General features: G+C 49.1%; 7 protein-coding genes and 3 tRNA genes. 7 read left to right on the forward strand and 3 right to left on the reverse strand.

The features are described 5' to 3' along the window. Positions 1 to 103: 103 nt before the first annotated feature. From Q394_RS19095 to Q394_RS0104230, 3 genes are all read right to left on the reverse strand, one after another. Positions 104 to 1,495: an ATP-binding protein gene (locus tag Q394_RS19095; protein ID WP_051542752.1), complete on the reverse strand. Its 1,392-nt coding sequence runs from the start codon at positions 1,493 to 1,495 to the stop codon at positions 104 to 106. Continuing rightward, on the reverse strand, positions 1,488 to 2,609 hold the full coding sequence (locus Q394_RS0104225) for an FIST signal transduction protein (protein ID WP_028488177.1): 1,122 nt from the start codon (positions 2,607 to 2,609) through the stop codon (positions 1,488 to 1,490). The genes Q394_RS19095 and Q394_RS0104225 overlap by 8 nt, the downstream gene beginning before the upstream one ends. Positions 2,610 to 2,693: 84 nt before the next feature. Beyond that, positions 2,694 to 3,074 (reverse strand): thioredoxin family protein, encoded by a 381-nt coding sequence (locus tag Q394_RS0104230; protein WP_028488178.1) that lies wholly within the window; start codon positions 3,072 to 3,074, stop codon positions 2,694 to 2,696. A 91-nt stretch (positions 3,075 to 3,165) separates the two neighbouring features. On the opposite strand from Q394_RS0104230, the gene Q394_RS0104235 reads away from it, so the two are divergent. From Q394_RS0104235 to Q394_RS0104270, 7 genes are all read left to right on the forward strand, one after another. Next, on the forward strand, positions 3,166 to 3,648 hold the full coding sequence (locus Q394_RS0104235; RefSeq protein WP_028488179.1) for a phosphatidylglycerophosphatase A family protein: 483 nt from the start codon (positions 3,166 to 3,168) through the stop codon (positions 3,646 to 3,648). A 240-nt stretch (positions 3,649 to 3,888) separates the two neighbouring features. Then, entirely contained in the window at positions 3,889 to 5,301 is a 1,413-nt protein-coding gene (gltX, locus tag Q394_RS0104240; RefSeq protein ID WP_028488180.1) for a glutamate--tRNA ligase, read from the forward strand. Positions 5,302 to 5,436: 135 nt separating this feature from the next. Continuing rightward, positions 5,437 to 5,886 carry a CBS domain-containing protein gene (locus Q394_RS0104245; RefSeq protein ID WP_028488181.1) on the forward strand — a complete coding sequence of 150 codons (450 nt, stop codon included), beginning with the start codon at positions 5,437 to 5,439 and terminating at the stop codon, positions 5,884 to 5,886. 43 nt (positions 5,887 to 5,929) lie between these two features. Beyond that, a tRNA-Ala gene (locus tag Q394_RS0104250) sits at positions 5,930 to 6,005 on the forward strand. 245 nt (positions 6,006 to 6,250) lie between these two features. Next, a tRNA-Glu gene (locus tag Q394_RS0104260) sits at positions 6,251 to 6,326 on the forward strand. A 49-nt stretch (positions 6,327 to 6,375) separates the two neighbouring features. Further along, positions 6,376 to 6,451: transfer RNA gene (locus Q394_RS0104265), tRNA-Glu, on the forward strand. A gap of 130 nt (positions 6,452 to 6,581) precedes the next feature. Further along, positions 6,582 to 11,459, forward strand: coding sequence for an alpha-2-macroglobulin family protein (locus tag Q394_RS0104270; RefSeq protein ID WP_028488183.1), 4,878 nt, complete (start codon positions 6,582 to 6,584; stop codon positions 11,457 to 11,459).

The raw sequence follows: 11,459 nt of genomic DNA on the forward strand, positions 1-11,459 counted from the left end.
GCCTTTGTCCTGATTGCAGAATATTCCTGCGGTTTCAGGCAGAAGACTAACGCGATTTAGCACAACAAGTATGCTTCAATTGTGTAAAAAATGAGGAAGTGTTTTAAGCGCTTGCTGTTTGCATAAGCCATTGTTGTAACTTTTGACGCAGGCTTGCCATTGAAATGGGTTTGGTCATGTAATCGTCCATTCCCGCTTGCAGGCAGGTTTCACGGTCGCCCTGCATGGCGTTGGCGGTCAGGGCAATCACGGGGGTACGTGCTGTGTGGCGTTCCAACTCTTGCTGGCGGAAACGGCGGGTGGCTTCGTAGCCATCCATGCCGGGGAGTTGGCAATCCATCAGCACCAGATCGTAGTGGTTGTGGTCGAGTTTTTCGACTGCTTCCAGCCCATCCATCGCGATGTCGAAGCTGAAACCAAGTTTGGTTAGCATGACGTGGGCAACCTTGATGTTGACCAGATTGTCTTCGACCAGCAGTAAATGCCCGCTGAGTTCGGCGTTGTTGGGTAAGGTAGCGGTGGTGCTGGATTTTTCTGGCGCGGTACTGGCTGGCAGATGGTGCTTTTCAAGGGTTAGGTCGAAATAGAAGGTGCTGCCTTGGCCGAGGGTGGATTTTACCTTGATGCGCCCGCCCATGAGTTGCACCAGTTCCTGGGCAATGGTTAATCCTAAACCTGTGCCGCCGTACAGCCGGGTGGTGGACTCGTCGGCTTGGCTGAAGGCGTTGAACAGCACTTCCATCTGGGAACTGGGGATGCCAGCGCCGGTGTCAGCTATCAGCAGGCGTAGACTGGTTTTGTCGCTCTGCTCTTTCTGGATGTCAATGTGTAGGGCTACTGTGCCGTTTTTGGTGAATTTGATGGCATTGCCTAGCAGGTTGCCGAGTATTTGTTTCAGGCGGATGGGGTCGCCGTAAAACCAGTCGTGATTAGTCTCAGGAATATTACTGGTCAGCACCAGATGCTTTTTGGTGGCCGAGCCGCTGAAGAGCAATACCATGTCGTCAGCGAGTTTGCGCAGGTTGAAGGGAATGCGTTCCAGTGCGAGTTTGCCCGATTCGATTTTGGACAAATCCAGCACCGAATTGATAACTTCCAGTAGGATTTCGGAGGAGCTGTAAGCGGTGTGTAGGTATTCGTGTTGCTGGGGGTCGAGCGGGGTTTTGGCGAGAATATCGAGCATCCCTAACACGCCATTCATGGGGGTGCGGATTTCATGGCTCATATTGGCGAGGAAACGGGATTTTTCCTTGGATTGTTGCAGGGCGCGGATTTTTTCCTGCGATTCTTGCTTGAGCGATTCGTTGAGCGCCAGCATTTCCTGTGAGGAAACCTCCAGCGAGCGTTCCAGCAAATAATAGTCGTGCTTGTGGTTGCTGTAAGTTTGATTCACTTTGCTGAGAAATGCACGCCAACTGGCAGCATCGGGGGGGGCGTCCGGGTTTAGCCCCAGACTGCGTAGCTGCCGATTGAGGGTGCGGTCGAACTCACTCATAGAGGGTTGTCAGGGTCATGGTCTGGTTGTGCAGGTCACAGGCGCCTTTGGAAAACGGTGAGATTTCCCCGTAGGAATAAAAGCCAATCTGAGTGGTGTTTTCTGGCAGGTTATCCAGCACGGCTTCGACTTCTTCTTCGGCGTCTGAGCCCATGACCATGCGTCGACCTACGCAACTGATGGCAATGCACAGCACGGGTTTGTCGGTGTCAGTGGCACTCATCAGGGCAGCATCTTCCGCACCTTCGACCAGTTGTTCTAGGTTGGCACGCATCAGTTGTGCATAAGCACCGACTGGGATGTCGCCTGCAAAGGTGAGTGACTGGGTGGCTTCATCAATGGCGAGGATGGTACGAACCAGTTCTTTGTCTTCACCGGGCTGGCTGAGTGCTAGTGGGAAACGTAGCCCCGTAGCAGGTAGGCCTTCCGCTAATTCACCAAGATAGGTTTTGTAAAGGGCAAGGGCAGGTTTGCCTGCCAGTTCGTAGAGGATGTTATTTTCAGCGCGGGTCACTTCACGTGCTGGGCCAAAAGATTTCCAACCACCTTTGGAGCCATGTCCGATATGGACGTTGCCATACAAACCGAGGGCTGTCACGATGCCACTGGTCGGTTTGCCGTTTTTCAGTACCCAAGTGTTGGCAAAGCGGTCACCATCGCCTGCCATTCCGCCGGTGACGATTGTGCCTTGTTTGATAACATCGTTAAAGCCTTTGGTCAGTTCGCTACCATTGACTTTTAGGCCATCCGATAGCACGAAAATGCCTTTCAGCTCTTCAGAGCTCAGGCGATCCGCGAGCAGGCGGCCAATATTGCGTGATTCTTGTGGGGCGTGGATGTTGATATGTGTCATTCGTAAGGTGGTGGATTCAAACTGCACCAGTGAAATGACTAGACTGTTATCCTGAATGTGACTGCCAATAATTTCACCAGCACTGGAACATCCCATCAATATGGCTTGTGGGTATTGCGCTAGTAGGGTATCAAAGGGGAGTGGGTTTTCCATAAAATTAGTGTGACCAAACACCAAAATTAGCAGTTGTTTCGCTGAAATAATGGGTAATTTCGCGGAGAAACCCTGATCAACGGTATAGGTAAGCGTATCAATTTTCATGGCAGTGACATTTCCTAAACGGTGGTTATTTTTAACTATATTATTAATATAAATAATGACACAGCTTATTAGAGTATGCCAGCACTATGGATGAGCGGAATTTACCTTGGGCAAAAGTTGGCTATTGGTATCAATAAACTCGCGCACAAAGGGTTTGGTGCGGGCGCTGCTGAAGCGAGCAACTTCCTGACCATTTTCGATCAGCAGCACAGTGGGAAACCCGCGTACTTGGTGGCGGCCTGCCAATTTCATGTTTTCGTCTTCTTCGGTATCCAACTTGGCGAGCAGTACTTTGCCGTGGTATTCGGTGATGACGCCTTTGAGTACCGGGTCGAGGAATAAGCAGGGGCCACACCAGTCCGCCCAGAAATCTACCAGTACGGGGTTGAGGAAGGAGGCTTTGAGGACACGTTCCTCAAAATCCGCGATACCGTTAATGTCGAAAATGAATGTGTAAGTGGTCATGCGAGCCTCCGCTGAAGTAATGGGGCGCAATTATAGCGGCATGATCACAGATGTGTATAATCCTGAAGCTCATTCACTGGAATTGGCACGAATGCGAACCATAGTTACGGCAAAAACAGTTTTTTCTAGCCCCGTTCATTTTCTGGCATTTGGGTTTGGCAGCGGTCTGTCGCCGTTTGCGCCGGGAACAGCGGGAACGCTGGCAGCCATTCCGTTGTACTTGTTACTGGTGCAGTTGCCTTTATGGGCTTATCTGGCGGTTGTGCTGGTTATATCGTTGGTCGGTATCTGGATTTGCGGGGAATCGTCGCGGCGTTTGGGTGTACATGATCACAGCGGTATCGTTTGGGATGAATTTGCCGGTTATCTGTTGACCATGATTGCAGCACCTGCGGGTTGGTTGTGGGTCGTGATCGGTTTTTGCTTGTTCCGTCTGTTTGATATCTGGAAACCGTGGCCGGTGAAGGTGGTTGATCGTGATGTGCCGGGTGGTTTGGGTATCATGTTAGATGACATACTGGCAGGTATTTACGCTTGGCTTTGCTTGCAATTGTTGGCGTATTGGCTGGCTTAATCCAGAACAGGCAGACAGCAAAAAGCCTTCCCGAAAGAAGGCTTTTAAAGAAATAAAAGGTGAGGTTGAAGCCCCGTTATTATTGTCTTCACCCCATGCAGCCCTTAGCCCCTGTTTGGTTCCATTAGCCCTGGAACACGTGCAGTATGCTGAGGATGCGCTGAACTATAGCTGAATAATTTGATTATCTTTCATTCAGTTACGCTTAAGGTTTATTTGAACATTGACAACTGGAATCTCATGAACGTCAGAACCCGCTTTGCTCCCAGCCCGACTGGTTATTTGCACATAGGTGGTGCACGCACCGCACTATTTTCTTGGTTGTATGCCCGGAAAATGGGCGGTACATTTATTTTGCGTATTGAAGATACTGATCGTGAACGCTCGACGCAAGCGTCTGTGGATGCGATTCTGGAAGGCATGGCGTGGCTGGATCTGGGGCATGATGAGGGCCCGTTCTACCAGACCCACCGCTTCGATCGTTATGCCGAGGTTATTCAGCAACTAGTGGATAGCGGTCATGCTTACCGTTGTTATTGCAGCAAGGAAGAGCTGGAGCAATTGCGTGAAGGCCAGATGGCACGTAAGGAAAAGCCACGTTACGATGGGCGCTGGCGTGACCGTCAGGATGAAACGCCACCAGAGGGCGTTGATCCCGTGATTCGTTTTCGCAACCCACAAGCGGGTGTGGTGGATATTGACGATCTGGTGCGCGGCAAAATTACCATCAGCAATGAAGAGCTGGATGACCTGATCATTGCACGTTCTGATGGCACACCTACTTACAACCTGACGGTGGTGGTAGATGATATTGATATGCAAGTGACCCACGTTATACGAGGCGATGACCATATCAATAATACCCCACGCCAGATCAATATCATGCGGGCACTGGGCTATGAGCCACCAAAGTTTGCGCATTTGCCGATGATTTTGGGTTCTGATGGGCAGCGTCTTTCTAAACGGCATGGGGCGGTTAGCGTGATGCAATACCGCGATGATGGTTTTACCCCGCAAGCGTTGCTGAACTATCTGGTGCGACTGGGCTGGTCAAACGGCGATCAGGAGATTTTCTCTCGTGAGGAAATGATCGAGTTGTTCTCGCTGGAAGCTGTCAACCGTGCGCCATCTGCGTTTAATACCGACAAGCTGTTATGGCTTAACCAGCATTACATCAAGACTTTGCCAGTGGAGGAGTTGGCGGCGCAACTGCAATGGCATTTGCAGGAGCAGCAATTGGATGTATCCACTGGCCCCGCTTTAACTGATGTGATCAATGCGCAACGCGAACGTGCTAAAACGTTGGTGGAAATGGTCGCGATTAGCCGCTATTTCTACGAAGATTTTGCCGACTTCGAGGAAACTGCGGTGCAAAAGCAGTTTAAGGCAGATACAGCGGATAACCTGCAAATCGTACATGATGAATTCGCTGCGTTGTCGGCGTGGAAGGCGGAGCCTATCCATGGTGCCATTCAAGCTGCTTGTGAGAAGCTTGGCTTGAAATTGGGTAAGGTTGGCCCACCTCTGCGAGTGGCAGTAACAGGAGGGGCTTCTTCACCTTCTATTGATATCACATTGGAGTTGATTGGGCGTGAGCGTTCTTTAGCTCGCATCCAGCGTGCAATCAGCTTTATTCATGCGATTGTATTTTGATACAGGCTGGTATATCCCCCTAAGCTAATACGATTTGTGGGGGTTTTTATGTTATGTTTGGACGAGGCAAATGGGGTGGTTGTGCCACCACATTTGCTGTATCAATACAATTCAGGCATTGAGTGAGGAGGATGAATGAAAGTTAAAGATATCATGAATACAAGCGTAAAAACCGCGAAGCCAAATACCCCCGTGCGTGATCTTGTCGAAGTCATGTGTTTCAATAAAATCAGTGGTATGCCTGTCGTGGATGACAGCAACAATGTCGTCGGCGTCGTTTCTGAGAAGGATGTACTGCGGAAAATGTTTCCCGATATTTCAGAGGTTGCCAAGGAAGAAGGTGTACCCGATTTCGAGAAGATGGAGAAAGGCTATAGTGATGCGCTAGGTTTGAAAGCTAGTGATTTGATGAGCAAACTGGTTGCTTCTGCCAGCCCTGAAATGCCGTTGATGAAAGCAGTTTCTATCATGTGCGTGCAAAAAATCCGCCGAATTCCAGTAGTGGAAGGTGGGAAATTGGTTGGTATCATTAGTCTCGGCGATGTTCATAAAGCAATTTTCGCAAATTCTTTAAAAGGTGCTTGACAAGAACGGCGAATTCCCTCAGAATTCGCCTCTCTTTAGCCGTGGGGCTATAGCTCAGCTGGGAGAGCGCTACAATGGCATTGTAGAGGTCATCGGTTCGATCCCGTTTAGCTCCACCAAGATTAAGCCGCTGCGAGAGGTTTTTAATGAATCGCTTCGGTAATTACATGTTGATTGTTGGCCTGGTTATAACTATTGTCGGTTTAATCTTCGGATTCGGCTTTATGTTTGCAGACAGGGACGAATTAGCAAAGTTTTTTTTAATGGCAGTGCCACTCGGTTTTTTGGTAACATTCGCCGGGTTGTCTACCACGGTTCTGTTCTCATCAAGAGACAGTGACCAATAAGTTTGGAAGTTTTCAGCGACCCTATCGTCTAGAGGCCTAGGACACGACCCTTTCACGGTTGTAACTGGGGTTCGAATCCCCATAGGGTCGCCACTTTTCCAAGCTCATGTCAAGAAATTGACATATACAGGTTCACATCAGCGACCCTATCGTCTAGAGGCCTAGGACACGACCCTTTCACGGTTGTAACTGGGGTTCGAATCCCCATAGGGTCGCCACTTTTTTACCCCTCTCTCACTTTATACCTGATCCAATACTTTCCTTTGTTTTGACAGCTCCCTGCAACGTCAAAAAAGTCTATACTGACACCTGGCTATACACCTTATCTTGCAGGGATGGAGAATAATAATGGGTTATCAAATTCGTCGTATTGTACCGTGGCTGTCAATTTGTCTATTGCTGTTATTGTCGGGGCAGCTTTGGGCGATAGATGAAGTGGCAACAACCCCTCCTCCTGTCGTCAGTCCTCAATACACCAATGAAGAGTTGCTTACACAAATGTTGGTAGTGGATGTGTCCGAGCGCACGCTAGATAATAGTCCGGCATTAGCGGTGACGTTTTCGCAGGATATCGACCCAACTCAGAACTATAATAGCTTCATTACCCTAACGGCTGCTGGCAAAATGGTAGAAGGTAGTTGGGTGATGGCGAATGAGCCGCGTCGCCTGTTTTTCAGCACTATCAAGCCCCAGACTGACTATCGAGTACAGATTAGACCAGGTATCGCTAGTAAAAACGAACTGAAGCTGCAAAAGCCCTCTGATACTAGCCTGAAGACCCGTGATATAATCCCAGCGTTTGATTTTGCTACGACCGGTAGCATTTTACCTGCCAAGTTAACGGGAGGACTGCCTATCCGGGTAGTGAATGTCCCCGAACTTGATATTGAATTTTTACGAGTGCCACCAGCGAAACTGCCTGAAATGTTGAAAAATATTTCACTGGGTTCACGGCTTTCCCAATGGCAACTTGAAGATATTCATTCTGTCACAGAAAGCATCTACTCCCGTCGTTATGTGACGGATGCTAAGCTTAATGCACGTACTTCCTTGCTCATTCCAGTAGAGGATATTCAGGAGCTGAAAACACCAGGGCTGTATTTTGCCGTCATGCGCGAACCTGGGCGTTTTAATGATGAGGCTTATCGCATTACGCAATTTATTGTGACAAATATTGGTTTGCATGTACGTTTGTATCCACGTGGTTTGGAAGTGTTTGCCAATACGCTTGATGGCGGCAAACCCATGCCGGATGTGGTACTGAAATTACAAGGCGAGAAAGAAACCCTTACGCTGGAAACAGATGAAGAGGGGCATGTCAGCTTTGAACATCGTCCAAAAGGTGATTTATTATTGACAGCGCAACAGGATGGGCAATTTGCTTTTCTGGATTTGCGTGAAGCTGCATTAGATTTGTCCGAATACCCGGTGACTGGCTTACCTGACAAGCCACTGGCTCCGTTCATTTACAGTACTCGTGATCTGTTCCGACCCGGTGAGTCGATGGATTTATCCATCTTGTTGCGTGATCGTGATGGTAAAGCAGTCTCTGCCAAAAATCTACACCTGAGGATCGTGCGCCCAGATACCAAGCCATTGCTTGAGGAAAATCTGTTGGCTACCAATGAAGACTTAGGTTTTTTTACTTACCGCTTGCCGATCCCGTCTGATGTCCCAACGGGCAGCTGGAAGGTCGAAGTTCGTATCGATCCTAAGGACAATACACCCATTAGCAGTTACACTTTTCACGTTGAGGAGTTCATGCCAGAACGCATGAAGCTTGCTTTGAGTGTTGAAGATAAGTTACTAACAACGGGTGAGAAGCTGATTGTCGCGGCGCAAGGTGATTATCTATACGGTGTACCAGCTAGTGGCAATAAACTGACGACCGTGCGGAATGTGGCATTGAACCGGCATCCACTTGCTGCGTTCAAAGATTATTATTTCGGCAATCCGTCTGATCAAAAATTGGTCGGACGTGAAGATTTGCCAGAAATGACACTGAACGAAACCGGTGGGGGTTTTGTGGAAATTCCTCCTTTAGAGGGTAAAATTAGCTCACCACTGACGTTAAGTGTGACTGGTAGTTTGCATGAAACGGGTGGCCGCAGCGTGACTCGCAAGTTGGATGTACCATTCTGGCCGAGCCATAATTTAGTGGGTATTCGCCCGCTTTTTAAAAAGGATACAGCTGAGAGTAATGGCGATGCTGCATTTGATTTGGTGCGAGTCAGTGCAGATGGCAAGCCTGCGCCAGCCACTCAAGCATTAGCGGTGACATTAGTACGAGAAGAAAAAGAATATTTCTGGGAATACAACAATGCAGAAGGCTGGCAGCGTAAAGAAATTTCGACTGAATACCCAACTGTACAGCAAAAAGTGACGTTGGATGTTGCTGCTACCAGCAAGGTTGTATTTTCTGTGCAATATGGTTACTACCGTTTGGAAGTGGAAGATGCCGAAACGGGTTTGAAAACAGTTTACCCTTTTCATGCCGGTTGGGATCGGGAGCAAAATGAAAACACGGCTGCCCGCCCGGATCAAATAGAACTGGCACTGGATAAAGCCAAATACCAAACCGGTGATGTGGCGAAACTAAAAATTACCCCGCCCGCAGCAGGCGAAGCGTTGATTGCTGTGGAAGGCGAATCCATGCTGTGGTCAAAGCATGTGACGTTGCCCGTAGAAGGGCTGACTGTGGATATTCCAGTCGACAAGTCTTGGGAACGCCACGATTTGTATATCACCGTAACAGCGTTTCGCCCGGCTAGCCGTCAGCAAAAAATCACGCCTAACCGGGCATTAGGCGTGATTTTCTTACCTCTTGAACGGGAGGATCGTCGTTTAAATCTGACGATTGATGCCCCTGAAAAAGTTCTGCCAGAAAAAACCACTTCTATTACCGTGAGTGCCGATAATCTCAAGGGTGAAAAAGCCATGGTGACCGTGGCGGCAGTGGATGTTGGGGTGCTTAGTATGACTGAGTTTAAAACACCTGACCCGTTTGCCTTCTATTTCTCACAGCATCAATATGTTCCCAGTTTGTACGATGCTTATGGAAAAATTATTGAGGGCATTGATGGTGCACCGTTGCAACAGCGCTTTGGTGGTGATGCGGCAGTGCAACGTAGTGGTTCTTTGGCGAAGGCAGATAGGAAAATTGTGTCTCTGTTCAGTGGTTCTGTGGCTTTTGATATCGAGGGTAGGGCGAAGATTGACTTGCCGTTGCCGGGGTTTGATGGAACCCTACGGTTAATGGCTATCGCTGTTTCTGAGGAGCGTTTTGGTAGTGCTGAGCGGGAGATGAAGGTGGCTTCTCCTGTGGTTGCGACATTGGCAGCACCGCGTTTTCTGGCAGCGGGTGATAGCAGTGTCCTAACGGTAGATTTGAACAATACCACGACAGAAGTGCAGTCTGTAAAGGTCAAACTTACCGGTAATTCTTTACTGTCTGGCATTGCGGATGAGCGTGAGTTAACGCTGGCAGCGGGTAAGCGTGAAACGTTACGTTTACCCCTATCTGCGCATGAGGCTTTTGGGCGTGGTCTGGTTGATCTGGAACTGACTGGTAAGGATTTTGTGGTGCGACGTCAGCTTCAACTGTCGGTGCGTCCCGCGTACCCAGAACGCTACGCGTCGCAAACGCGTGAGTTGAAAGCCAATGAGACCATGACCTTGGATGCAACAGCTCTACAAGGTTTCTTGCCAGCAGGATTGAAGGCGAATCTGAGCCTTTCTGCTGCGCCGCCATTGCCGTTGCGCAGTATTTTGCAAGATTTGTTGAAGTACCCCTACGGTTGCTTGGAGCAAACGACAAGTACTGCGTGGCCTTACTTGTTTCTGGATGACAATGTCTCTGAACAATTGGGGCTAGAACCCTTGGATATGAAAACGCGTAACGAGCGAGTGACCAGCGCTTTATTACGCTTATCAGGGATGCAGCTCTCCGATGGTGGATTCACGCTGTGGGGTGGTGACAGTGGTAATAAGGAAGAGTATTGGTTGACACCCTATGTGGTGGATTTCTTGCTGGATGCGAAAGAACAAGGCTTTGTTGTGCCGGATTGGTTATTGCAGCGTTCGCTCCAAAATCTGGAAGAGCGTTTGGCGGAAACTGAGCGTGATGCTGCCAGTCTTTACGCGTTTTCGGATGCACCGGAACACTTAGATTTTGCTGCCCGGGCTTATGCGGGTTTCGTTTTGTCGCGGGTGAAACGCGCGTCTCCGGGTACGTTAAAGGTGATGTTTGATAAAGATGCAGCGAAGGCTGTGTCGGGTTTGCCGCTGGTGCACTTAGGGTTGGCATTGAAGACTTCACCTGGCGGAGATTCAAAGCGCGGTGATGAAGCCATACGGCGCGGGTTGGCGCTGATGCGTGATGAGCAGAAATATCTGGGCGATTACGGTAGCCATTTGCGTGATCGCGCCGCGATGCTTTACTTATTGCTGCGTTACAAGGCTGACATTCCTGGTGTGTCCACGGAAATTAACAAGCTGGTCGATTTGCTGCACAACCGTAATTATTTTAGTACCCAAGAGCAATTATTCGTGTTTCTTGCGGGTTTGAAGGTACAAGAAAAAGCCAAAGATGGCTGGAAAGCCAGCTTGAAAATAGGCAGTGATAGCGTGGATCTGAGTGGCAGTAAAACGCTGTATCGGGGGTTAAGTACTGATGAATTTAAGCAAGGTATCAGCATTACTGCCACGCAGCCCCTTTACGCATCACTAACGCTGGATGGCTACCCTGATGCTGTGCCTGCACCCGACAGTGATCCGATTGAGGTGCAGCGTAACTGGTATGGAATGAATGGCAAGTTGGTGCAGCCTTCGGCGATCAAAGCTGGTGATCTGTTGTTAACCCATGTGATGGTAAGCAGCAGTATCGATATTAATGATGCTTTGCTGGTGGATCTGCTGCCTGCTGGCGTTGAGCTTGAGAATACGAATTTGCAAACCAATGAGTCTTTGGAGGGGTTGCAATTGGAGGGTATGGACAAGCCGGTGCTGGAGTTGATGGAAAGTAGTGTGTTGCGTACTCAGGAGTTCCGTGATGACCGTTACATCGCGGCTTTGCCACTGAATGCTAAGGCACGTCATCATTTGTTTTACATGGTGCGAGTTGTGTCGCCGGGTAAATTTGTGGTGCCGCCGACTTATGTTGAAGATATGTACCGTCCTGAATTGAATGGTGTGGGAGCTGCTCCGGCAGATCTGGTAATTCCTTAG

The organism is Thiothrix lacustris DSM 21227, from assembly GCF_000621325.1.
Lineage (GTDB): Bacteria > Pseudomonadota > Gammaproteobacteria > Thiotrichales > Thiotrichaceae > Thiothrix > Thiothrix lacustris.